At 63.2% G+C, this 23,176-nt stretch carries 17 protein-coding genes; 8 read left to right on the forward strand and 9 right to left on the reverse strand.

Going from position 1 to position 23,176, the window contains the following annotated elements; translation table 11 throughout:
- Both AC2VNO_RS01370 and AC2VNO_RS01375 read left to right on the forward strand, forming a co-directional pair.
- On the forward strand, positions 1 to 3,970 hold a 3,970-nt coding region (locus AC2VNO_RS01370; protein WP_486932467.1), incomplete at its 5' end, for an RHS repeat-associated core domain-containing protein.
- 34 nt (positions 3,971 to 4,004) lie between these two features.
- A complete protein-coding gene (locus AC2VNO_RS01375; RefSeq protein WP_486932468.1) occupies positions 4,005 to 5,180 on the forward strand; it encodes an outer membrane protein assembly factor BamB family protein in 1,176 nt (391 codons plus the stop codon).
- Between the two features lie 89 nt (positions 5,181 to 5,269).
- On the opposite strand, the gene AC2VNO_RS01380 is transcribed toward AC2VNO_RS01375, so the two are convergent.
- The 6 genes from AC2VNO_RS01380 to AC2VNO_RS01405 form a co-directional block, all read right to left on the reverse strand.
- Positions 5,270 to 6,169, reverse strand: a complete 900-nt coding sequence (locus tag AC2VNO_RS01380) for a hydroxymethylglutaryl-CoA lyase (RefSeq protein WP_486932469.1) — start codon at positions 6,167 to 6,169, stop codon at positions 5,270 to 5,272.
- 188 nt (positions 6,170 to 6,357) lie between these two features.
- The gene (locus AC2VNO_RS01385; protein WP_486932470.1) at positions 6,358 to 8,400 is read right to left on the reverse strand and encodes an acetyl/propionyl/methylcrotonyl-CoA carboxylase subunit alpha; all 2,043 of its coding nucleotides are present in this window, start codon (positions 8,398 to 8,400) and stop codon (positions 6,358 to 6,360) included.
- Positions 8,397 to 9,230, reverse strand: a complete 834-nt coding sequence (locus AC2VNO_RS01390; RefSeq protein ID WP_486932471.1) for an enoyl-CoA hydratase/isomerase family protein — start codon at positions 9,228 to 9,230, stop codon at positions 8,397 to 8,399. Before AC2VNO_RS01390 ends, AC2VNO_RS01385 begins: the two co-directional genes overlap by 4 nt.
- Before the next feature lie 52 nt (positions 9,231 to 9,282).
- Positions 9,283 to 10,890, reverse strand: coding sequence for a carboxyl transferase domain-containing protein (locus AC2VNO_RS01395; RefSeq protein WP_486932472.1), 1,608 nt, complete (start codon positions 10,888 to 10,890; stop codon positions 9,283 to 9,285).
- A 10-nt stretch (positions 10,891 to 10,900) separates the two neighbouring features.
- A complete protein-coding gene (locus AC2VNO_RS01400) occupies positions 10,901 to 12,070 on the reverse strand; it encodes an isovaleryl-CoA dehydrogenase (RefSeq protein WP_486932473.1) in 1,170 nt (389 codons plus the stop codon).
- Between the two features lie 237 nt (positions 12,071 to 12,307).
- Positions 12,308 to 13,246 (reverse strand): sodium-dependent bicarbonate transport family permease, encoded by a 939-nt coding sequence (locus AC2VNO_RS01405; RefSeq protein ID WP_486932474.1) that lies wholly within the window; start codon positions 13,244 to 13,246, stop codon positions 12,308 to 12,310.
- A gap of 133 nt (positions 13,247 to 13,379) precedes the next feature.
- On the opposite strand from AC2VNO_RS01405, the gene AC2VNO_RS01410 reads away from it, so the two are divergent.
- Both AC2VNO_RS01410 and AC2VNO_RS01415 read left to right on the forward strand, forming a co-directional pair.
- Complete coding sequence (locus AC2VNO_RS01410; protein WP_486932475.1) at positions 13,380 to 14,333, forward strand: LysR family transcriptional regulator; 954 nt, start codon at positions 13,380 to 13,382, stop codon at positions 14,331 to 14,333.
- A gap of 185 nt (positions 14,334 to 14,518) precedes the next feature.
- Complete coding sequence (locus AC2VNO_RS01415) at positions 14,519 to 15,391, forward strand: class I SAM-dependent methyltransferase (protein ID WP_486932476.1); 873 nt, start codon at positions 14,519 to 14,521, stop codon at positions 15,389 to 15,391.
- 33 nt (positions 15,392 to 15,424) lie between these two features.
- Here AC2VNO_RS01415 and AC2VNO_RS01420 read toward each other — a convergent pair whose 3' ends face one another.
- On the reverse strand, positions 15,425 to 16,888 hold the full coding sequence (locus tag AC2VNO_RS01420) for a sodium/glutamate symporter (RefSeq protein WP_486932477.1): 1,464 nt from the start codon (positions 16,886 to 16,888) through the stop codon (positions 15,425 to 15,427).
- Positions 16,889 to 17,066: 178 nt separating this feature from the next.
- On the opposite strand from AC2VNO_RS01420, the gene corA reads away from it, so the two are divergent.
- Genes corA through yddG form a run of 3 tightly spaced genes read left to right on the forward strand, consistent with a single transcriptional unit; the run spans position 17,067 to position 19,862 of the window.
- A complete protein-coding gene (gene corA, locus AC2VNO_RS01425) occupies positions 17,067 to 18,152 on the forward strand; it encodes a magnesium/cobalt transporter CorA (protein ID WP_486932478.1) in 1,086 nt (361 codons plus the stop codon).
- Position 18,153: 1 nt separating this feature from the next.
- Positions 18,154 to 18,924, forward strand: a complete 771-nt coding sequence (locus tag AC2VNO_RS01430) for a helix-turn-helix domain-containing protein (protein WP_486932479.1) — start codon at positions 18,154 to 18,156, stop codon at positions 18,922 to 18,924.
- Positions 18,925 to 18,965: 41 nt separating this feature from the next.
- Entirely contained in the window at positions 18,966 to 19,862 is an 897-nt protein-coding gene (gene yddG / locus AC2VNO_RS01435) for an aromatic amino acid exporter YddG (protein WP_486932480.1), read from the forward strand.
- A 19-nt stretch (positions 19,863 to 19,881) separates the two neighbouring features.
- Here the strand turns inward: yddG and AC2VNO_RS01440 are convergent, their stop codons facing one another.
- The gene (locus AC2VNO_RS01440; protein WP_486932481.1) at positions 19,882 to 21,327 is read right to left on the reverse strand and encodes a GntP family permease; all 1,446 of its coding nucleotides are present in this window, start codon (positions 21,325 to 21,327) and stop codon (positions 19,882 to 19,884) included.
- A complete protein-coding gene (locus tag AC2VNO_RS01445; RefSeq protein ID WP_486932482.1) occupies positions 21,324 to 22,724 on the reverse strand; it encodes a patatin-like phospholipase family protein in 1,401 nt (466 codons plus the stop codon). Before AC2VNO_RS01445 ends, AC2VNO_RS01440 begins: the two co-directional genes overlap by 4 nt.
- A 175-nt stretch (positions 22,725 to 22,899) precedes the next feature.
- On the opposite strand from AC2VNO_RS01445, the gene AC2VNO_RS01450 reads away from it, so the two are divergent.
- A complete protein-coding gene (locus tag AC2VNO_RS01450; protein WP_486932483.1) occupies positions 22,900 to 23,085 on the forward strand; it encodes a hypothetical protein in 186 nt (61 codons plus the stop codon).
- Positions 23,086 to 23,176: the final 91 nt, after the last annotated feature.

Below are 23,176 nucleotides of genomic sequence, written 5' to 3' on the forward strand. Positions count from 1 at the left end.
GCTCGTCGAAGCCGGCCAGGAGATACATCACAAGGCCGGCAGCAAGACCGTGATCGACGCCGGCGCCGAGATCACCCTCAAGGCCGGCGGCAGCTTCATCAAGCTCGACCCCAGCGGCATCACCATCGTCGGCGCCCAGGTCAAGATCAACTCCGGTGGCAGCCCCGGCTCGGGGAGCGGGCAGGGGGCGGCGGCTGCGCTGCTGCCGGGTGCCGCCACACCGGAAGCAAGCGAAGATGTGACGCTCAAATCGGTCGGGGCCGGGCTGTTTTCACAGCTAGGCAACCTGCTGAATCTTGGTAATCCCGCCATGCTGGAAGGCTTGGCCAACCGCTGCAGTGCCTGTGCGCCTGCCGTGGGTAGCCCGGTCAATCCGCTGCTGGGCGCCAAGCTGCTGCCTGCGGAGACCGACTTCGCCTTGCCGGCACCGCGACCCTTCGTGTTCTCACGCGGCTACCTTTCCGCCAATGCCCGTATCGGCGTGCTGGGGCAGGGGTGGTCGGTACCTGGCGACGGTCTCTCGCTCACCCTGCGCGACGATGCCTGTGTGATTCACGATGCCCAGGGCCGTGACATCACTTTCGGCCCGCTGGCATCGGGGCAGACACGCTACTCGCCCACCGAGCAGCTTTGGCTGCGGCGTGGTGGCGAGTCGGCCGAGCTGGAAGCGGGCAAGGATGGCGAAAGCGTCCGCTGGCAGGCCCTGCCTGAAGCCCTGCGCCACGACCCGCAGACCATCGTGCTGACCGATGCCGGTGGCCTCTACTACGTCTTCGCACCGACGCAGGAGGCATCGTCCACCTGGCGCCTTGCCCAGGAGCGGGACCGTAACGGCTACGCCACCACCTACCGCTGGGAAGCCGAGCTGCTCGTACAGGTCGAGGACAGCGCGGGGCACCACTATAGCTTTGAGTACGAAGCGCTGCTTTCGGCCAGTGAACAAGACAGCGGGCAGCGCCTGGCCGGCGTGCGCCTGGTGCGGGACGCCACCGGCAGTACGCAGGACGAATGGCTCGTGAGCTATGCCTACAGCCCTGAAGGCGATCTGATCAGCGTGCAGCTGCGTCATGGCGAGGTCGTGCGCGAGTTCGAATGGCAGGATCATATGCTGACGGCCCACCGCGTGCCCGGTGGTATCGAAGCCCGCTACTCCTGGGATCGATACACACCGGAAGGCCGGGTCATCGCGCAGGAGGAGAGCGGCGGGCTGACGCGTACCTACGCCTACCATTCGGACCACACCCTGGTGACCGACAGCCTCGGCCGGGAGGAGCGCTACCACTTCAGCGGCACTGGCCCCGGCCAGCGCTGGACGGCTCACACCCGTGCCGATGGCTCGGTCATTCAATACCGCTACGATGAGGCCGGGCAGCGCATCGCCACCATCGACCCGCTCGGCCGCGAAACCACACTGGAGCGCGACGAATCAGGGCAAGTCGTCGCCCAGACAGGCCCCGACGGCAACCGCTGGGCCATTACCAGGGACGCCTTGGGTCAGCCCATTGCCGTGACCGGCCCGGAAAACCTGCTCTGGCAGTTCGAGCGCGATGCCCGCGGCAACCTCATTCGTGTCACTGGCCTCGAGGGCACCACTGCGTTCGCCTTCGAGGATGAAGGCCTTCCTGACCGGCCCACCGCCGTGACCGATGCCGGCGGCAGCACTCGCCGGCTCGAGTGGAACGCCCTTGGCCAGCTCGCTGTCGAGACCGACTGCTCCGATCAGTGCACGCGCTACGACTACGACAGCCGTGGCCATCTGTTTGCCGTGACCAACGCGCTGGGTGAAACCACCCGCACCACTCACGACGAAATGGGCCGACGTGTCGCTACTCAGCTGCCTGACGGTAGCCGCTGGCAGCACCACTACGACCTACAGGGTAGGCTAGTCGAGCAGGAAGGCCCGCAAGGCTACCGCCAACAGTTCCACTTCGATGCCCACGGTCGCCCCGTGCTGCGTATCGACGCCGACGGTGGCCGCGAACATTACGCCTACGACGAAGCTGGCCGACTCAGTGAACTGACCCTAGCCAACGGCGCCGGCTACCGCTTCGAGTATGACGAGATGGACCGCCTCGCCAGCGAGACCGGCCCGGACGGTCGCGAGCAGCACTACGCCTACGACGCCGCAGGCCAGCTGACGGCGCGAACTGAAGCCAACCGGCTCGGCCCCGATGGGCAGCCGCTCGCGGTTCATTATGAGTTCGATGCCAACGGTCGCCTGATCGCTCGTCATTTGCCTGCAACCGATTCGGCCCCGGTCAGCACCGAGCGCTATCAGTGGCGCGCTGACGGCCAGCTCAGCGGTGTCGTCAATCCTGAGGGCGAGGTCACCTTCACTTATGACACTGCCGGTCGTCCCATCGGGGAGCGGCAGCGGCATCTTGCCGATGGCGACACAGCCGCGTGGCAATGGCAGCATCAGCAACGACTGACCGCCAACGGCGCGTCCCAGGCCAGCCGCTATGGCGATCTGCCCGAGCTCGCCTGGCACACCTACGGCAGCGGCCACCTGCACGGCCTCAGCGCCCCTGGCCTGGGCCTCGAACTCGCCCTCGAACCCGACGCCCTGCACCGTGAAACCCAGCGCCGCATGAGCAGCGCCGATCAGCCCCAACCGCTGATCCTCGAGCGTGGCTACACGGCACTTGGCCAACTCGACCATCTGAACCTGCGTGGTCCCGGCAGCGCCAAAGGCGAACAGCATTACCGCTACGACGCCCTCGGCCGGCTCAGCTTCCGCAGCCCCGGGCAAGGCAGTGGCAGCCCGATCATCGCCTACACCTACGACGCAGCGGGTCGTCTTATCGCCAGTCAGCACGGCGACCGCGCCCACCGCTACCCGGTGGATGCCGCCGGCAACCGCCTCGAAGGCCAAGCCAGCGCCCAGCCCGACAACCGCCTGACCCAGCTCGACGGTGCCCGCTACCGTCACGATGGCGCCGGCAACCTGATCGAGCGCGAGACTTCCAACGGCGAGCGGCTCAGCCTCGGCTACGACGGCGCCAACCGCCTGGTACGGTTGACCCGCACCAGCGCCCAGGGAGCGACCGAAGAAGCCAGCTACCACTACGACGCCCTGGGGCGGCGTATCAGCAAGACCGTACATCACGCCAACGGCACCACCGCCACCACCCACTACGGCTGGGACGGCGACCGGCTCGTGCACGAAGCGAAAGAAAACCAACGCACCACCGTGGTCTACGAACCGGGCAGCTTCGTGCCGATGCTCCGAATCGACCAGCGCGGTGATGGCGCAGCCAAGCAGATCAGCGCCTACGTCACCGATGCCTTGGGCACACCCATGCAGCTCGTCACACCGAGAGGCGATACCCTGTGGCAGGCGCAACCCGACGACTGGGCGGCAGTGACCAACGAGCAAGGCCGTACCGCCCAGCCCATCCGCTTCCAGGGCCAGTGGTACGATGAAGAGAGTGGTCTCTACTACAATCGCCACCGCTACTACGACCCGCAGCAGGGCCGCTATATCAACCAGGACCCGATTGGCCTGAACGGCGGCACCAACCTGTATGGCTACGTCAGCAACCCGACCGGGATGGTGGATCCGCTGGGGTTGTCTGGCCAAATCCGCTTGTTGGTAGGAGCAGAAAAAATAAGGGGTGAAGCTTGGTGTGCGGCGCAATATCTCGCAGCAGCAAGTAGCGTATCTCAGCTCCCCGCTATCGTGGAGCAGCACATTGAAATGGCTGACGAAGCAAGAAGTAGCCGTGTCGATGGCTGCGGCCAGAAAAAACGTAACCAACTAATTTATGGCTCGCCTGCAGATGTTGCCGAAGGTGGTTATAATGCGTGTTTGGATCGAGCTGAAAGAGGTTATCAAGAAAGGTTGTTGGAAATAGCCCGGGAGGATGTCACCCGACGTGCTGGTGTGGATGACCAGCTGAATGAAATTTTTCAGCGTTGCCTTGATCCTTCCGTTGGAGATTTGGAAGTGCCTCGTGGGCGTAGGTGATTTATAAATTAAGTTGTTGGAGCAAGGATGTTACATGGCTATTGAAAACAAGGTGTCGCAAAGTAAGATTATGGTTATAAATTTTCTGTCATATTTTATATTAATGACGGCGGCGCCAGCTTTGCAGGCCGACTTTATAATGTTCCAAGCTAATCTAGAAAGGAACGGTGTTTACGAGGCTGAAGGTCCGAAAAGTGATCCGGTACTGGCATGGACGTTTGATGCAGGTGCTGCTGTGTTTAGCACACCGTTGGTTTACAGTGGCATAGTATATTTTGTTGATATTGACGGCGGAGTGTATGCCCTCAATCAGAGTGACGGTACTTTGTTGTGGGAGAGGAGTCTAGGGGGGCAGCCAAGTTTTCAGATTGCAATTGACGAAGATGTGCTACTCGTAGGGCGGCTATTCTCGGAAGAAGGCGATGGAAGCTACTTGATTGCAATCGACCGAAAATCAGGAGAGGAACGCTGGAAGTTTGAGACCAATGATCGCTCGGGAATGGACTCCCCAACCATATATAATGACATGGTTTTTCTGGCATCCATGTCTAATTTTATCTTTTCTTTAGATTTGGCGGATGGAAAGGAGATCTGGCGGCACCCTATTTCAGGTGGCGATAGGCAGCCTCTTATTTCTAATGGCGTCCTGTACTTTCAAGATGTTTCACAGACAATTTATGCTCTTTCACCTGAGAGTGGAGAGCTACAATGGAGTTTTACTCCGCCCACTGATAGGCAGTGGCATTTTAGCACCCCGGCTATAGGGGGTGAGTATATTTATGCTCTGATAAGTGGTGAGGAAAGTAGTGTGCTTTCCAAAATAAATAAAATTAACGGAGAGCTGGTGTCTGAGTTTCCCATTGATTATTCGAGTATGTCATCGGTCAGTTTGGCTGAAAATGTCGCATTTTTTGGCGATGATGGGGGGGGGCATGCAGGGGCACATGGCAACATGAATGCCATAAATGTTAAGAATGGAGAGTTGCTTTGGCGATTTGAAACAGAGGGCTTCGTGAGAGGGGGGGCTGCCATAGCTGGAGATATAGTTTATTTTGGTAGTCACGACCACTATCTATATGCAGTTGATCGCCATACCGGTGAAATGCAGTGGCGGTACGAAACGGGTGCAGGTATAGCATCCGCCCCAGCTGTAGTTGCTGGGCGTGTTTATTTTGGCAGTATAGATGGCCATGTTTATGTATTAGAATAACAACTGCATCGTATAGTAAGGCTATTCGCCAAACACAAAGCCCCTGAGCCAACCACTTGGCTCAGGGGCTTTCCGTTTCTATCGCCTAATCACTTCGCCGCCAGCGCCACGCCCACCTTCGAGCGATTCGGCCGGCCGATGGTCTGGGTGATCCAGGTGCCGGTTTCGGCGAGCTTGTTGAGGTCGATGCCGGTTTCGATACCCAGGCCGTTGAGCAGGTAGACGACGTCTTCACTGGCCACGTTGCCGGAGGCGCCCTTGGCGTAGGGGCAGCCGCCGAGGCCGGCGACGGAGCTGTCCACCACGCTGATGCCTTCTTCCAGCACGGCGTAGAGGTTGGCCAGCGCTTGGCCGTAGGTGTCGTGGAAGTGGGCGGCGAGCTTTTCCATGGGGATGTCGCGGCTCACGGCTTCGATCATGCGCTTGGCGGCGAGCGGGGTGCCTACGCCGATGGTGTCGCCCAGTGAGACTTCGTAGCAGCCCATATCGAACAGTGCCTTGCTCACTTCGGCCACTTTGGCCGGGGCGATCTCGCCTTCGTAGGGGCAGCCGAGCACGCAGGAGACGTAGCCGCGCACGCGCACGTTGGCCTCTCTGGCTCGCTCCAGCACGGGGGCGAAGCGCTCCAGGGATTCCGCGACGGAGCAGTTGATGTTCTTCTGTGAGAAGGCTTCACTGGCGGCACCGAATACCGCCACTTCTTCCACGCCGCACTCCAACGCCGCTTCCAGCCCCTTGAGGTTGGGGGTGAGGGCGGCGTAGGTCACGCCTTGGCGACGCGTGAGACCGGTCATCACTTCACGATGGTCGGCCATCTGCGGTACCCACTTGGGCGAGACGAAGCTGGCGGCTTCGATGTATTTGAGCCCGGCGGCACCCAGGCGATCGATGAGTTCCAGCTTGGTGGCCGTGTCGATCGGATTGGGCTCGTTCTGCAGCCCATCGCGGGGGCCGACCTCGACCAGGCGCACGCGCTTGGGAAATGCCATTTGTAAACTCCTTCCTGTTCACGGCACGCAATCAGTGGCTTCGTCCGCGGCTACCCCGGCAGCTGTCTCTCGCGAAGATCGCTGTGAACCCATCCCTGGGCGCTCCATTTTTCATCCCTGAAAAATGAGCTTCGCTCACGACAGCTCCCGGCGCCGCTTACTTTGGCGTTCTCAGCTTCGGTTCCAGTCTACTCGACGGGAGCGAATTCCAGCAGCACGTCGCCTTGTCCCACCGTATCGCCGGCGTTGAAGTGGAAGCTTTCCACGTGGCCGTCGGCGGGGGCGGTCATGGTGTGTTCCATCTTCATGGCTTCCATGACCATCAGCGGCATGCCTTTCTCCACTTTCTGACCGGCTTCCACCAGCAGGGCGACCACGGTGCCGTGCATCGGCGCGGTGAGAGTCGATTCGGCTTCGTGGTGGCCGTGATCGATGGCGTCGATACGGCGCCAGAACAGGCGGGTTTCGCCACGCGGGTCGACCATGACGACGACGTTACCGTCGCGGCGGGCCTGCAGGCGGCGGCGGTGGCCGTTGAGGGTAACGGCAACTGCGTCGCCTTCCAGGTGCTCCAGGCGCGCGGTGAGGGTCTCGCCGCCAATGGTCAGGTCCCACGGGTCCGCGCCGCTGGCCCGGGTGCCTTCCACCACGACCACGCTCTCTTCGTCCTGCACGTTAGCGGGGTCGCATAGGGAGATGCGGATGGTATGCGGTGCGTTGAGGCGAAAGCCGTCGTGGCGGTCCCACGGGGAGTCGCTCTCGCACTCGCGAGCGAGCTGGTTGAGGCCGATCAGCGCGGCGCCGGCGTACTCTTCGATGCTGTACTGCTTGGGCGCGAAGAGGGTGGCTTCGTTCTTCTCGATGAAGCGGGTATCGAGATCGCACGCCTTGAACGCGGGGTGGGTGGCCAGCCGCTGCAGGAAGGCGCGGTTGGTCACAACGCCCTGCACGTCGAGAGCTGCCAACGCCCGGTTGAGGGTGGAGAGGGCCTGATCGCGGTCGTCGCCGTGGACGATCAGCTTGGCGAGCATCGGGTCGTAGTGCATGGAGACGACGTCGCCGGTTTCCACGCCACTGTCCAGGCGTACCTGGCGCGGGTCGAGGCCGGCGCCCTTGAGGTCAATGACGAAGCGCTCGAGCTTGCCGGTGGCGGGCAGGAAATCCTGGTCTGGGTCTTCGGCGTAGAGGCGCGCCTCGAAGCTGTGGCCGGTGATGGTCAGCTCGTCCTGCGTCAGCGGCAGCGCTTCGCCCATGGCCACGCGCAGCTGCCACTCGACTAGGTCCTGGCCGGTGATCATCTCGGTGACGGGGTGCTCCACCTGCAGGCGGGTGTTCATCTCCATGAAGTAGAACGAACCGTCCTTATCGAGCAGGAACTCGACGGTACCGGCGCCGACGTAGCCGATCTCCTTGGCGGCGCGTACGGCGGCTTCGCCCATCTCGCGGCGCAGCTCGGCGGTCATGCCGGGGGCGGGGGCTTCCTCGAGCACCTTCTGGTGACGGCGCTGCACGGAGCAATCGCGCTCGAACAAGTAGACGCCATTGCCGTGAGAATCGCAGAACACCTGTACTTCGACATGACGCGGCTGGGTCAGGTATTTCTCGATCAGCATGCGGGTGTCGCCGAAGGCGGCCTGGGATTCACGGCGGCAGCCGTCCAGTGCGGCCTGAAACTGCTCACCGCTTTCCACCACGCGCATGCCCTTGCCGCCACCGCCGGCGCTGGCCTTGAGCAGCACCGGGTAGCCGATCTTGTCGGCTTCGGATTTGAGCAGGGCATCGTCCTGGTCGTCGCCGTGGTAGCCCGGCACCAGCGGCACGCCGGCGTTGGCCATGCGCGCCTTGGCGGCGGACTTGTCGCCCATGGCGGCAATCGCCGAGGCGGGCGGACCGACGAAGGTGATACCGGCGGCGTCCAGCGCTTGAACGAAGGCCCCGTTCTCGGAGAGGAAGCCGTAGCCGGGGTGAATGGCGCCGGCGCCGGTGCGCTTGGCGGCTTCCACCACCGCTTCCACCTTCAGGTAGCTCTCGCGGGCGGCGGCCGGGCCCAGGCGCACGGCCTCATCGGCTTCGCGCACGTGGCGGGCATTCGCGTCGGCATCGGAGTACACCGCTACGGTGCGCAGGCCCATGGCACGGGCGGTGCGCATCACGCGGCAGGCGATCTCGCCGCGGTTGGCGACCAGCAGGGTGTCGAAGGGCGTGGTGCGGGAATCGTTGGTCTGGCTCATGAGCGGCGCTCCGGGGAATTCGTGTTGTCGTCGGCCCAGGCGGGGCGGCGCTTCTCGAAGAAGCTGGTCAGGCCTTCCTGACCCTCGGCGCTGACCCGCAGCTCGCTGATCACGCGGCAGGTGTGCTCGCGGGTCGCCTTGCTGTCGGAGTCGCGTGCCACTTCGGCCATCAGCGACTTGGTGGCGCGCTGGGCCTGGGGCGAGCCGGCCAGCAGGATCTCGAGCATGTCGCTCACGGCTTCGTCGATGGTGTCGTGGCCGACGATCTGGTGGGCGAGGCCCAGTTCCAGCGCCTTGTCGGCGTCGATCACTTCGGCGGTGAGGGCGTAGCGGCGCATCTGGCGCGGGCCTAGGGCACGCTGTACGTAGGGGCTGATCACCGCCGGCGAAAGGCCGATCTTCACTTCGGAGAGGCAGAACTTGGCTTTCTCGGAAGCGATCACGATGTCGCAGCAGGCGGCCAGGCCCACGGCACCACCGAAGGCGGCGCCCTGCACGCGGCAGACGGTGGGGCAGGGCAGGGTGTCCAGGCCGTGCATCAGCTGCGAGAGCTTGCGCGAGTCGGCCAGGTTGCCCTCGAAGTCGTACTCCACCATGCGCTTCATCCAGTTCAGGTCGGCACCGGCGGAGAAGCTCTTGCCCTCGGAGCCCAGCACCACTACGCGCACCTCGCCATGGCGGGCGGCGTCGTGCAGCTTGGCGAGATGCTCATTGAGTTCGGCGATCAGGCTGTCGTCGAAGGCGTTGTGCACCTCGGGACGATTCAGCGTCAGCCAGGCGACACCGCGCTCATCAATGCTTAGCTGTGAAAAGCTCTTTGTTTCAGTCATCTATTTACGGCTCCCGTAAAGTCTTCGAGCGAAGGCGCAGACACTTTACGACTCACATCCGGAACACGCCGAACTTCGTCTCTTGCACTTCCGCATTCATGGCGGCAGCCAGCGAGAGCCCCAGCACGTCGCGGGTCTGGGCCGGGTCGATCACGCCGTCGTCCCACAGTCGCGCGCTGGCGTAGTAGGGGTGGCCCTGGTGCTCGTACTGCTCGCGAGTGGGCTGCTTGAAGGCTTCTTCGTCTTCGGCGCTCCACTCGCGGCCTTCGCGCTCGTACTGTTCGCGCTTGACCTGGGCCAGCACGCCGGCGGCCTGTTCGCCGCCCATGACCGAGATACGGGCGTTGGGCCACATGAACAGCAGGTTGGGGTCGTAGGCGCGGCCGCACATGCCGTAGTTGCCGGCGCCGAAACTGCCGCCGATCAGCACGGTGAACTTGGGCACCTTGGCGCAGGCCACGGCGGTAACGAGCTTGGCGCCGTGCTTGGCGATGCCTTCGTGTTCGTACTTGGAGCCAACCATGAAGCCGGTGATGTTCTGCAGGAATACCAGCGGAATCTTGCGCTGGGCGCATAGCTCGATGAAGTGGGCGCCTTTCACCGCGGACTCGGAGAACAGCACGCCGTTGTTGGCGACGATGCCCACCGGGTAGCCGTGGATATGGGCGAAGCCCGTCACCAGGGTGTCGCCGTAATAGCGTTTGAACTCGTCGAAATCGGAGTCGTCGACGATGCGGCCGATCACTTCGCGCACGTCGAACGGCTTCTTCAGGTCGGTACCGACGATGCCGTAGATCTCGCTCGGGTCGAGCTTGGGCGGCTTGGGTTCCTGCATCTTGAGCTGGCCGCGCTTCTGCCAGTTCAGGCGCGACACGCAGGCGCGGGCGAGCTGCAGGGCGTGGGCATCGTTCTCGGCGTAGTGGTCGGCCACGCCGCTCTTCTTGGCGTGCACGTCGGCGCCGCCCAGGTCCTCGGCGCTGATGCTCTCGCCGGTGGCGGCCTTCACCAGGGGCGGGCCACCGAGGAAGATGGTGCCCTGCTGCTTGACGATGATCGACTCGTCGGCCATGGCCGGCACATAGGCGCCGCCGGCGGTGCAGGAGCCCATCACCACGGCGATCTGCGGAATGCCTTCGGCGGAGAGGGTGGCCTGGTTGTAGAAGATGCGTCCGAAGTGGTCGCGGTCGGGGAACACTTCGTCCTGGCGGGGCAGGAAGGCGCCGCCGGAGTCGACCAGGTAGATGCACGGCAGGCGGTGCTTGCGGGCGATCTCCTGGGCGCGGATGTGCTTCTTCACCGTGAGCGGGTAATAGGTACCGCCCTTCACGGTGGCGTCGTTGGCGACGATCACGCACTCGACGCCGGAAACGCGGCCGATGCCGGTGACCAAACCGGCGGCGGGCACGTCGCTCTCGTAGACCTCATGGGCGGCCAGCGCCGAGAACTCGAGGAAGGGCGAGCCTTCGTCGATCAGGTGGTCGATACGATCGCGCACGAACAGCTTGCCGCGGGATTCGTGCCGGGTGCGGGCCTTCTCGCCGCCGCCCTGGCTGATCGCCGCGGTCAGCTCGCGTAGCTTCATCACCTCGTGGCGCATGGCCTTTTCGTTGGCCTGGAAGCCGTCGCTGCGCGGATTGACTTGGGTGTTCAGAATCGCCATTGCCGGCTCCTTACTTGGATTCAGCGAAGATTTCGCGGCCAATCAGCATCCGGCGGATCTCACTGGTTCCGGCGCCGATTTCGTACAGCTTGGCGTCGCGCAGCAGGCGGCCGGTGGGATACTCGTTGATGTAGCCGTTGCCGCCGAGCAGTTGAATGGCGTCCAGCGCCACCTGGGTAGCCTTCTCGGCACAGTACAGGATGACGCCGGCGGCATCCTTGCGCGAGGTCTGGCCGCGGTCGCAGCCGGCCGCCACGGCGTAAAGATAGGCGCGGCAGGCGTTCAGCGTGGTGTACATGTCGGCGATCTTGCCTTGCACCAGCTGGAACTCGCCGATGGACTGATCGAACTGCTTACGCTCGTGGACGTAGGGCACCACGATGTCCATGGCTGCCTGCATGATGCCGATGGGGCCGGCGGCGAGCACGGTGCGCTCGTAGTCCAGGCCGCTCATCAGTACGCGCACGCCCTTGCCTTCCTCGCCCAGGATGTTCTCGGCCGGCACTTCACAGTCCTGGAACACCAGCTCGCAGGTATTGGAGCCGCGCATGCCCAGCTTGTCGAGCTTCTGGGCGGTGGAGAAGCCAGGCATGCCTTTTTCGATGATGAAGGCGGTGATGCCCTTGGAGCCGGCGTCCGGGTCGGTCTTGGCGTAGACCACCAGCACGTGGGCGTCGGGGCCGTTGGTGATCCACATCTTGTTGCCGTTGAGGATGTACTTGTCACCCTCCTTGCGCGCGCGCAACTTCATGGAAACCACGTCGGAACCGGCACCCGGCTCGGACATGGCCAGCGCGCCGATGTGTTCGCCGCTGATCAGCTTGGGCAGGTACTTGGCTTTCTGCTCGGCGTTGGCATTGATCTTGAGCTGGTTCACGCACAGGTTGGAGTGCGCGCCATAGGAGAGACCCACCGAGGCGCTGGCGCGGGAGATCTCTTCCATGGCAATGCAGTGCGCCAGATAGCCCATGCCGGTGCCGCCATCCTCTTCCGAGACGGTGATGCCGAGCAGGCCCATGTCACCGAACTTCTGCCACAGATCGTTGGGAAATTCGTTCTTCTCGTCGATCTCGGCGGCACGCGGGGCGATCTCGTCGCGGGCGAAGGCGTTGACCTGATCGCGCAGCATGTTCAGTTCGTCGTCGAGACCGAAGTCGAGGGGCTTGTAGGCGGTGAGCATGGCGGAACTCCCTGATGTGGTGTCGGTAGCGAATGATGCGATAGTGCAGCTGTCAGATTGTGCGGGCCGCGCAGGCGCAGCTCGCAGTGCTAAGCGAGAATGTTACTAGACTAGGCGAGGTTGACGTTAACGTAAAGTGCAGCTTTAAGGCGTGCGACGAATGTCGAAGGAGGCGAAGCGAAACGCAGTGCGCCACCGGTCGGATGCACCGGTGGCGCGGAGCAGAGCGTAGCTGGATCAGCCCAGCCAGAGCGCCAGCTGATGATAGATGGGGATGCCCACTATCACGTTCAGCGGGAAGGTAAAGCCCAGCGCGGCCAGCATGGCGAGTCCGATGTTGGCCTCGGGAATGGCGGTACGCATGGCCGCCGGGGCAGCGATGTAGGAAGCACTGGCGGCCAGGGCAGTGAGGATCATCAGCGAGCCGGTGGGCAGGCCCAGGGCCAGGCCAACCGCCAGACCGGCCATGGCCAGGAAGAACGGTGCCACCACGGCAAAGGTGAGCAGGCGCCAGTGAAACCAGGGAATGGGACGCAGGGTTTCGGCTGCGGTCAGACCCATCTGCAGCAGGAACAGGGCGAGTACGGCGTGGAAGGCGCCCATGAACAGCTCGGTAACGGCGGCGCCTTCCCCGGGCCCGTACATGGCGCCGATCACCGCGCCACCGGCCAGCAGGATCACGCCGCGGTTGGTCAGCGTTTCGTGCCAGATGCCCTGCATGGCTTCACTGGAGTTCTTGCCCGCATGGCGGCGGTAGAGCGCGATGGCCACCATGATGGCGGGCAGTTCCATCATCACCAGGTAGAGCGTGACTTCGGCGCCGATGGGCAGGGCGCGGCTCTCGGCAAAGGCCAGCGCTACGGCGAAGGTACCGGCGCTCACCGAACCGTAGTGGGCGGCGATGCTGGCGCTGTCGGCCGGCGAAAGGCGAGCGAAACGGCGCAGCACCGGCATCAACACCAGCGGGATCAACGCGCCCAGGGCTGCAACGGCGAGTAGTTCCGGCACCAGCGACCAGCGCAGGTTGCCGTAGAGTGCCATACCGCCCTTGAGGCCGATGGTGAGCATCAACAGCAGACTCAAGGTGTCGTAGGCGGCCTTGGGTATGTTCAGGTCGGACTTCACTATCCCGGCGAGAAGGCCGAGCAGAAAGAACATCACGACGATGTCGGGCATATCTCTCTCTTCTTCTGTAACCGCATTGGCAGGGTAGTCGCGGATTGTGCGCAGCGCCTGGTATTGATTCCAATTGAATCTCTAGAAGTCTACTATAGAGTATATTCTATGCATCGCTGCGGGAGCCGTGTAAATGAACGTGCGTCACCTTACCTTCCGCCTGCTACAGGTTTATGTCGCGGTGGTGCGTAGCGGCTCGGTCAGCGAGGCGGCGCGTCAGCTTCATCTGACCCAGCCGACCGTTTCGCAACAGTTGAAACGCCTGCATGAAGCGGTGGGAGAGCCACTGCTGCAAACGAGCCGAGGACGGCTATCGCCGACGGAAGCGGGGCGCGAACTCTACCGCGCCAGCCGCGAAGTGCTGGGTCGCTTCGATGATTTCGAGGATTACCTTACCGCTCTGCGTGGGGGCGAGCGGGGGCGCTTCAGCATCGCCCTGGTGAACACGGCGCAGTACGTCTTGCCACGCCTGCTCGGCCCTTACAGCCAGGTGTTCCCCGACGTGGAGGTGACGCTGCACATCGGTAACCGCCGTCAGATGCTCACTCGATTCGAACGCCAGGACGACGACCTCTATGTGTTCAGCCATCCGCCTTCGTTGGCCCACGCCTTGGCCGGGCGCTTTCTGCGCAACCCGCTGGTCGTGATAGCCCCGCATGAGCATCCTCTCGCCAGCCGTGAACGCATCGCCATGAGCGAGCTCGTAGGCGAGCGTTTCCTGCTGCGCGAACCGGGATCGGCCACGCGCATGATGTTCGAAAGCTGGCTGCAGGAGCATGGCCTGTCGCTGGGGCCGACGCTGCAAATGGCCAGCAACGAGGCGATTCGCGTGGGCGTGGCCGCCGGCATGGGCCTGGCGGTGCTCTCCGAGCACGTGCTGCCGCCGGAGCACCCCGATCTGGTCATTCTGCCTGTCACCGACTTTCCCATCGAAAGCCACTGGCAGTTCATCGTTCGCCGCGACCGTCGCCTGCCCCATGCCGCGCTGGGCTTGCTGCGCTTCGCCTCAGGCCATCTCGATGAGTGCGTTGAGCCACGCTTCATCGCCAATGAGCTGGAGAGGTTGATAGTGGGACTGGGCACCTAGCTGTCGGGCCCGTGCCCGAATTGGTGTCGCTCCTTTGTGTAGAACGGCCGCTAAAGCGTGCATGATCAACCCTGCGTTACTGGTACTAGACTGGTTGGAGGCGGTCATCATCTCGACGGCCAACTCGACTCGCTTTGGCCTGCCGGAAATCCATTTTTGATGGTGCCGCGCGCGGAGGTATGCCAATGACAAATACAACTCAGCAAACCAGTGAATACGTAGAATTCTGGAACGATACGCTGGCCGAGAAGTTCAATCGCTTCCAAGAAATTTTGATGAATGGCCTGAGCTACCACAGCAAGGTTCCGCTCGACAGTCTCGAGGTGGCGCCGGGCTCGCGGATACTCGACGTGGGCTGCGGCTGGGGCGATACGGCCATAGCCCTAGCCCGCAAGACCGGCCCCGAGGGCCAGGTGCTGGGAATGGACTGTGTGGAGCAGTTCCTTGAAGACGCCCGTCGACGCGCCGAGGCGGCAGGCATGAGCAACGTCAACTTCGTGGCCGCCGATGTCGAGCGCTATCCCTTCGAGCCTGACTATGACCTGTGCTTCTCGCGGTTCGGAATGATGTTCTTCGAGCATCCTGTCGTTGCCATGCGCAACATACACAAGGCACTGCGTCCTGGTGGTCAGCTGATGTTCATCGTCTGGCGCGATATCGAGGACAACCCTTGGCTGGGCCTGCCCAAGCAGGTGGTGCTGGATTTCCTGCCGCCACCCGGAGAGGGCGCGCGCACCTGTGGGCCGGGGCCTTTCTCCATGTCCAACCCAGACGTGGTCCGCCAGCAGTTGGAGATAGCCGGTTTCGAGGAAATCCACTTCGAGCGTAACGATGGCCCTGTGGAAGTAGGCGATTCGGTGGAAAATGCCATGCGCTTCCAGCTGGCCCTGGGGCCGGCTGGCGAAGTCTTTCGCGAAGCCGGGGAGGAGGCTGAGCGCCAGCGCCCGCAAATCGAGCAGGCGCTGCGCAATGTGCTCGCTCCCTATGAGCAGGACGGCAAGATTGTGATCGGCTCGAGCTCCTGGACCATCTCGGCACGCAAGCCGGCCGATGCCTGAAGAAACCGATGACGCACTCGCCGGACCGGTAGGCTATCGCTGACCCCACCTGCCACGCCCACGGTCCGGCACCATGCGGCCGAAGTAGAGCAGCCCGAAGATCAGCCAGGCCACGGTGAGCAGCAGGGTAAGACCCAGCACCGCTGGTGCGCCGAACTGAGCGATGAGCGGAAGCGACGCCGCCGTGAACAGCCCGCCGCCGACCACCGGTTCGAACATCAGCTGTTTGTAGCCGAAGCTTTCGAAGGCGCCGGAACGGTTCTTGGGATCGGCCATGCGCATCAGCAGCAGGCCGGTCACGGTGACGCCCATTGACTGACCGAAATCCCCGATGCCGCGCTCGAACCAGTTCTCGGGAATGACCCGCGGGGCGATCACGATGAGCACGAACAACGACCAGCCGATGCCCGCCAGGGCCAGCAGCAGAAACGGAATGAAGTGCTCGCCCAGGGCGGTGAGCGAGAGCGTGGCCAGAGCAGCCACGATGGTGAAGTCCAGCGCGGTGCCGGCAATGCGCGCCATGGTGCGGCTGGAAACGTGGGGCTCCAGCCCGAAGCGGGTCACACACAGCTGTACGAGCACGCCGCCGATCATGGCGAGGGGAAACAGCGGCACGTGGGCCAGAATCTCCAGGCCGCCGTCGCGGGCCCAGGTCTGCTGTTCGATCCATTGCAGGCCAGTGAGGATCAGCCAGCCGACCACGATGGCGATGCCCACCAGCCCGAGGTGCAGGCTCAGCGGGTCTGCCGTTTCCTCTTCCTGAGCCAGGTCCTTCTTGAATTCGCTGTACTGCTCGGTGGGGGGCAGGTCGCTGGCGTCGCTTTGGATGCTCACTTCATCCAGGGCTTCGGCGGTTTTTTGCGTGTTGTCCAACTGGATGACGCCGCGCCGGGCGGCCAGGTTGATCATCAGGGTGCCGATCAGCACCCCGGAGACGATGCCCACGGTGGCCAGCCCCAGCGCCAGATCGGCGCCCTCCTCGAAGCCAAGCTCGGCGAAGGTATCCGCCATGCCGGCCGCGGTGCCGTGGCCACCCTCGAAGCCGATCTCGATCAGGGCACCGGCCATGGGATTCATGCCGAACATGGGTGCCAGGATGAGTATTGCCAGGGTCAGGCCGACCACATACTGGCCCCAGGCCATGGTCTGGCCCACCACTACCTGCGGTCCGGCACGCATCCAGATGGTGCGCAGCCCGGGAATCGGGCGGCCGATGAACAGCGCGGCGAACACCACGTTGATCAACAGGCCGGGCAGGGCGGCCCAGCTCTCGAAGACGTATTCGGGAAACAGCCCGGCAGGATCGTCGAAGGGTGCCGTTACTGCACGGCCTATCACTTCGGGGCCCAGCAGCAGCAGGATGAACCCCCCGATCACCGAGCTGGGCATGAACAGGCGACGCAGCCAGGGAGATACGTTGCGGATGGCATTGCTGGCCAGTAACACCAGCGAGATAAGCACCAAGGCTATGAACAGCTCACCCACCGTCATGGTCATGTCATCTTCCTTCCTTGGATCAGCTTACTTTAGACATCGCTTGGTTCAGCTTAGCCGAATTCGACCATTGTCCAAGGTCGCCGAAGCGATTCCGGACCTTGAAAAGCATGGCAAAGTTCGCCCAGGAACAAGAGCATGCCACTATAAGGGTTGGCCGAATCGCCAAGGATAGGAACTCATGACACGTCTCTTCCATAAGCATTACCACCCGGCCGGTACGGCGCCGGGAACGTTGCGTGAGCTGTCGCTGGAACAGGCGGCCCAGCACGCTCCGGCCACGTTCACCCTGGCGCGCCGTAAGTCAGGACGTTGGGGTGACGTGCAGGACATAAGCCCGGATGCCATTCCCGAGCCTGGTACGAATGAGCCGCTGTGTTGGCTGCACGTTCAGGGCATGCCCACCGCTGAACAGCTGGAGCTGCTGGGGGACCGGGTGGGGCTGCACCCCCTGGCCCAGGAGGATATTCTCAACGGCGGCCAGCGGCCCAAGGTGGAGCGCTTCGATGAGTCGCTGGTGGTTACCTTGGGAATACCCGAGGTGGACGACGAGGGCCGGCTGCATCTTTATCAGCTGACCCTGGTTGCGGGCAGCAACATAGTCGTCAGCATCATCGCCGAAGCGCTGGACCCCTTCATCGAGGTGCGTCGACGGCTCGAGGAGCGCGGTGGGCGCGCGCTGGGGGAAACTGACGATTTGCTCTACGGCCTGCTGGACGCCGCGGTGGACCACGCCTTCCCGGTGCTGGACGGCGTAGGTGAGCGCATCGAGGAGCTCGAGATGGAGATCCTCAACCATCCCGACAGCTCGACGCTGGAGCGCCTGCATGGGCTGAAGCGCGAGCTGATCATGCTACGCCGCTACCTGTGGCCTACCCGCGAGGTGATCAACCAGCTGTTGCGCGACCACAACGACCTGTTCACCGCCGATACGCGCATGTGGATGCGCGACGTTTACGACCACACCGTGCAGGTGATGGACCTGGTGGAGAGCTACCGCGACATGACCGCCAGCCTGCTCGACGTCTATCTCTCCAGCATGAGCAACCGCCTCAACGAGAGCATGCGCACCCTCACCATCATTGCCACCATCTTCATGCCGCTGACCTTCATCGTTGGCGTGTACGGCATGAACTTCGAGCACCCCTACAGCCCCTTTGCCATGCCGGAACTCGGCTGGTACTGGGGCTACCCGCTGGTGTTGGGCCTGATGGTGGTCATCGCCATCGGCATGGTGGTGTGGTTCAAGCGCAAGCGCTGGTTCTAGCATGATGTCCGATTCACGCGAACTTCCGAGCGTCGAGCCGCGCTGCTATCCCGACCGCGTGCTTTGCGACCGCCATAGCTTCCACCAGGTGCTGCTGGGGCTGGAGGGCGCATTGGAAATCGAGGCGGCCGGGCGACTCTCCCACGTGACCCGCGGCATGCTAGTGCCGATAGCCAGCGGCGAAATACATCACTACCTGGCGCCGGGCGATAATCGTGTCCTGGTACTCGACCTGCCCGAGGCCTGGTGTGAGACGCTGTCTTTCGAGATTTTGTTACCGCGGCCAGCACGGCGATTGCCTGAGCCGCTGGTGGTTCAGGGGGCAAGGCTCGGCAACGCTGGGCAGGCGGTGGCTCACTGGCTTGAGCTGGTGCTCGAAGGCGTTGGTCGATGCTCAGTACCGCCTCGTCTGAAGCTGCTGGATCTCTTGCCCGCTATTCGCGACGACCTGGCCCACCCTTGGCGTGTTGCCGAAATGGCGCGTCGCTGCCATCTGGCCGAGGCCGTATTCGCTCGCCAGTTCCGCGCGTTGACCGGCTTGCCCCCACATGAGTGGCTGTTACGACAGCGGATGACGCGCGCCTGCGAACTGCTTATGAACGGTAACGCTTCGCTGACCGAGGTAGCCCAGGCGTGCGGCTTTGCAGACAGCGCTCATTTTTCACGCAGTTTTCGTTGCCGCCATGGTGTTTCACCCAGTGAATGGCGGCGGGTAATGTCGAGTGGAAATTCGACAAACCGTCAGGATTCGACAAGCCACTCAATGCAATGAAAGGCATGCTGCGGCCTCGACACCGCTGACGAGAACATATCATGCCTGCCCTGAACCAATGCCGAGCCACAGTCGTTGGGGCTACCACCATCCTTAATTGGGCGCTGCTCGCCACCCTGACACAGCTCTCGGGACCGGTACCGCCGTTTCTGCTGACCGGGCTGGCCTTTGGCATCGCTTTTCTGTGCTTTGTGGCATGGTGTTTTTGGCGCCGCGAGTCGTTCGTTACGGCCCTGCGCCTGTCGCCTTCGGTCTGGGCGCTGGGCGTTGGTGGACTATTCGGCTACCACGCTCTCTATTTCGTTGCCCAGCAGAATGCGCCACCAGCCAACGCAGGGCTGATCAGCTATTTGTGGCCGCTCTTGATCGTATTGTTCGCCGGCCTCTTGCCGGGCGAGCGCCTGCTGCTAAGGCACGTGGTGGGCGCAATGTTGGGCTTCGTCGGGGCCGCGCTGCTGATTGCTGGTGACCTAGGGGGAGACGGCAGCATATTGGGCTACGGAACTGCCTTCGCCTGCGCTTTGGTGTGGAGCGGCTACTCGGTGCTTTCACGGGTCAAAAAGGCTGTGCCGACATCCGCGGTGGGCGGCTTCTGCCTGGCTACGGCGCTATTGGCTTTCGCCTGCCATGGGCTGTTCGAATCGACGCGTTGGCCGCAAGGCATTCAATGGCTGGGTGTGATCGGTCTGGGGCTGGGGCCGGTGGGCATCGCTTTCTTCACCTGGGACATCGGCGTGAAGCACGGCGACTTGCACCTGCTGGGACTGCTGGCCTACGTCACGCCGCTACTCTCCACCTTAGTTCTGATTGCTGCAGGCTATGCCGAGGCCACGTTGCTGTTGGCGCTGGCGACCTGCGTGATAACTCTGGGCATGCTGATCGGTAGCGGTGCGATGGTCCGGCGCAGTAAGCGAGAGCCACCGGTGCGCCCCGCCTGAGGCGAGGCGCCTGACCTCCTCAGAACGTGCCCACCAGCGATCCCACCATGATGAGTACGATCAGCGAGATGATCGGCCCGATCACCGCCACGGCGGCGATATCCAGATAGGCCTGGCGATGCGTCAGCCCGCAGATGGAGAGCAGGGTGATCACCGCGCCGTTGTGGGGAAGGGCGTCGAGCCCGCCGGTGGCCACCGCGGTGACCCGGTGCAGCAGCTCCGGTGAGATGCCCGCCGCCTGGCCCATGGCCAGGTAGGTGTCGCCTAGTGTCGCCAGCGCTATGCTCATGCCGCCGGAGGCGGAGCCGGTCATGCCTGCCAGCAGGTTCACCGCAATGGCCAGTGAGATCAGCGGGTTGTCGCCACCGGCGGTGGTCACCCAGGCGCTGATGGCATCGAACGCGGCAAGCGAAGCGATCACCGAGCCGAAGCCGACCAGGCTCGCGGTGTTGAAAATGGGCAGCAGCGAGGCGTTGGCACCGCTGTCCAGCGAGGCGGTCAGGTGCTGCAGGCGCGGCCAGTTCAATGCGATCAGTACCAGAATGGAGAGCACCAGGGCGGCGATGACCGACCATACGCCGCGCACCGACTCGATGCTGGTGGCGCCATAGACCGGGTCCGACAGGTAGCCGGTATCCATGGCCGGGATGATCACCGCGGTGAACAGCAGGTTCAGGGCGATGACCAGCACGATGGGCGCCAGCGCCAGCGGTAACGAAGGCAGCCCGCTGCGCGGCTGCGGTTCGACTTCGGCCAGGTCGAAGCCTTCGCCGGCAGCACGCTCACGCAGGTGGTCGTGCGGTACCGGTTCGCCGGCGTGTTCGCCATAACCTTCGCCAGCCGCCCGGGCCTGTCTGGCGCGATAGGTCAGCCACCCCTGGCCCAGGCCGAGCATGACCAGCCCTGTCATGATGCCTAGCCCCGGCGCGGCGAAGGGCGAGGTGCCGAAGAAGGGCATTGGGATGGCGTTCTGGATCGCCGGTGTGCCGGGCAGGGCGGTCATGGTGAAGGTGAAGGCCCCCAGCGCGATGGTGCCGGGAATGAGCCGCTTGGGCAGGTCGGCTTTGCGAAACAGCGCGGCAGCGATGGGAAACACCGCGAAGGCCACCACGAAGAGCGACACACCGCCGTAGGTCATTACCGCGCAGGAGAGCACCACGGCGAGGATGGCCCGGCTTTCGCCCAGGCGCTCGACGATAGCGCCTGCCAGTACCTCGGCGCTGCCCGAGTCCTCCATCAGCTTGCCGAAGATCGCCCCGAGCAGGAACAGCGGAAAGTAGCTGACGATGAAGCCGCCCGCCGAACCCATGAAGACCTGGGTATAGCTGGCCAGCAGCGGCGTATCCACCGAGACCAGCGCCACCAGGGCGGCCAGCGCCGGGGCGAGAATCAACAGGCTCAAGCCGCGGTAGGCCAGGTACATCAATAGAAGGAGTGCTATGACAATGGCGACAATGCCGGTCATGCCTTGCCTCCCTGTCCTTTCTCCTTGTCATTCGACGCCTTGGCTTTTGCCGGAGCGACGGCCTTGTCAGGCTGGGTGTCGTCTTTTGCCGAAGCGGCGGTCTTGTCGGCCGAGGGCTTGGCTTTCGCCGGAGCGGCGGTCTTGTCAGGCTGGGTATCGTCTTTCGCCGGAGCGGGGGCCTTGTCGACCGGGGGCTTGGCTTGTGCCGGAGCGGGGGTCTTGTCGGCCGGAGGCTTGGCTTTCGCCGGAGCGGCGGTCTTGTCGGCCGGGGGCTTGGCTTGTGCCGGAGCGGCGGTCTTGTCGGCCGGGGGCTTGGCTTTCGCCGCAGCGGGGGCCTCGGCCGTGTCGGTGGGGCGCGCAAGCGGACGGAAGGTATCGCTGAACACGGCGTTGAGGTCGAAGGTCGAGCACTTGCCCAGCGAGTCGAAGTTCTCCTTCAACCACAGGTCGGCCCAGCCGCGGCCCTGGCGGTAAAGGCGGGAGACGAAGTCCCACTGGGCGTTGAGTTTGCTCGAGGCACTCAACTGCTCCACTTCCTTCTCGGCATGAATCAGGTGCAGGCGCATGGAGCGGTAGCGCTCCACTTCCAGTCCCTCGGCATCGATCAGCTGTTGCAGCAGCTGAATGCTGCGCAGTTCCTTGATCAGGCTGGTATTGAAAGTGATCTCGTTGATGCGGTTGATGATGTCCCGGGCGCTGTCCGGCAGTGTCTGGCGTATCAGCGGGTTTACCTGAATCACCACCAGGTCCTGACAATCCATGTCATCCACCAGCGGGAACAGCGCCGGGTTGCCGCTGTAGCCGCCGTCCCAGTAGGCTTCGCCGTCGATTTCCACCGCCGGGAACATGAACGGTAGACAGGCCGAGGCCATGACGGTGTCCACGGTGATCTCGGGCTGGCTGAAGACCTTGGCGCGCCCGGTGCGAACGTTGGTGGCGGTGACGTACACCTTGGCCTTGCGGCAGGCATTGACCCGTTCGAAATCCACCAGCTTGCATACCAGATCACGCAGCGGATTGAGCTTCATCGGGTTGAGCTTGGCCGGGGCGATGAGCTGGGTGAGGCTTTCGAACATCAGGTAAGTGGGCGAGTTGTCCAGGCTGCTATTGCCCATCAGCTGGTCCCACGGTGTCGGCTGGATGGGCGAGAAGCGTGCTGCTTCGCTGACGCCGCGCCAGAAATTGTGGAGCGCCTCGCGGGCGCCCTCACGCCCACCACGGTGCAGGCCGTCGGCCAGCACCACGGCATTCATGGCGCCGGCGCTGGTGCCGCTGACGCCGTCGATCTCCAGGCGCTCCTCTTCCAACAGCCTGTCGAGTACACCCCAGGTCAGTGCGCCGTGTGAACCGCCGCCCTGCAGGGCGAGATCGATGTGCTTGCGTTCTTCCTTGGCCATGCCAACTCCTGAGTCATTCATGTTGCGTTGCAGTATAGCGGCTAAGTGAGTGCTTGCCTCCCGAATCGAGAGTCAATCGCGAAGTTGGCTTGAACTAAAGTCTAACAAAAGAGATAATATGAAAAATGATTCCACAAATTCATTCGGAGGCGACTCCCGGAGTCGTAACAAGCCTATGACCACCATGCGTTTCCCCACTATCTGGGATTTGCCGCTGCCAAGCCGCCGCGATCTGAGCGTCGAAAAGACCGCAGCAGCCCCCGTCACTGAGCGTTTCCTGACCATCTGGGATGTCCCGCTGCGTACCAAGAAGCCGAAGAGCAAGCGGCCGCCGCGCAAGTTGAGCAAGTTCTACATCTAGGCGATCGCACCCGTCGCAGCACGGGTGCCGGACGACCGAAAGCAGAGCGCCCATGCCGATCGGCATGGGCGCTTTTTTGTCGGTGGTATTG

It is taken from the genome of Halomonas sp. TH-94 (assembly GCF_057473365.1).

Bases quoted from the DNA above. Each gene is read 5' to 3' on its own strand.
- AC2VNO_RS01410 (WP_486932475.1), top strand. From the start codon at position 13,380: ATGAACGTGCGTCACCTTACCTTCCGCCTGCTACAGGTTTATGTCGCG.
- AC2VNO_RS01445 (WP_486932482.1), bottom strand. From the start codon at position 22,724: ATGGCCAAGGAAGAACGCAAGCACATCGATCTCGCCCTGCAGGGCGGC.
- yddG (WP_486932480.1), top strand. From the start codon at position 18,966: ATGCCTGCCCTGAACCAATGCCGAGCCACAGTCGTTGGGGCTACCACC.
- AC2VNO_RS01385 (WP_486932470.1), bottom strand. From the start codon at position 8,400: ATGAGCCAGACCAACGATTCCCGCACCACGCCCTTCGACACCCTGCTG.
- AC2VNO_RS01450 (WP_486932483.1), top strand. From the start codon at position 22,900: ATGACCACCATGCGTTTCCCCACTATCTGGGATTTGCCGCTGCCAAGC.
- AC2VNO_RS01390 (WP_486932471.1), bottom strand. From the start codon at position 9,230: ATGACTGAAACAAAGAGCTTTTCACAGCTAAGCATTGATGAGCGCGGT.
- AC2VNO_RS01400 (WP_486932473.1), bottom strand. From the start codon at position 12,070: ATGCTCACCGCCTACAAGCCCCTCGACTTCGGTCTCGACGACGAACTG.
- AC2VNO_RS01405 (WP_486932474.1), bottom strand. From the start codon at position 13,246: ATGCCCGACATCGTCGTGATGTTCTTTCTGCTCGGCCTTCTCGCCGGG.
- AC2VNO_RS01375 (WP_486932468.1), top strand. From the start codon at position 4,005: ATGGCTATTGAAAACAAGGTGTCGCAAAGTAAGATTATGGTTATAAAT.
- AC2VNO_RS01440 (WP_486932481.1), bottom strand. From the start codon at position 21,327: ATGACCGGCATTGTCGCCATTGTCATAGCACTCCTTCTATTGATGTAC.
- AC2VNO_RS01420 (WP_486932477.1), bottom strand. From the start codon at position 16,888: ATGACCATGACGGTGGGTGAGCTGTTCATAGCCTTGGTGCTTATCTCG.
- AC2VNO_RS01395 (WP_486932472.1), bottom strand. From the start codon at position 10,890: ATGGCGATTCTGAACACCCAAGTCAATCCGCGCAGCGACGGCTTCCAG.
- AC2VNO_RS01380 (WP_486932469.1), bottom strand. From the start codon at position 6,169: ATGGCATTTCCCAAGCGCGTGCGCCTGGTCGAGGTCGGCCCCCGCGAT.
- AC2VNO_RS01430 (WP_486932479.1), top strand. From the start codon at position 18,154: ATGATGTCCGATTCACGCGAACTTCCGAGCGTCGAGCCGCGCTGCTAT.
- corA (WP_486932478.1), top strand. From the start codon at position 17,067: ATGACACGTCTCTTCCATAAGCATTACCACCCGGCCGGTACGGCGCCG.
- AC2VNO_RS01415 (WP_486932476.1), top strand. From the start codon at position 14,519: ATGACAAATACAACTCAGCAAACCAGTGAATACGTAGAATTCTGGAAC.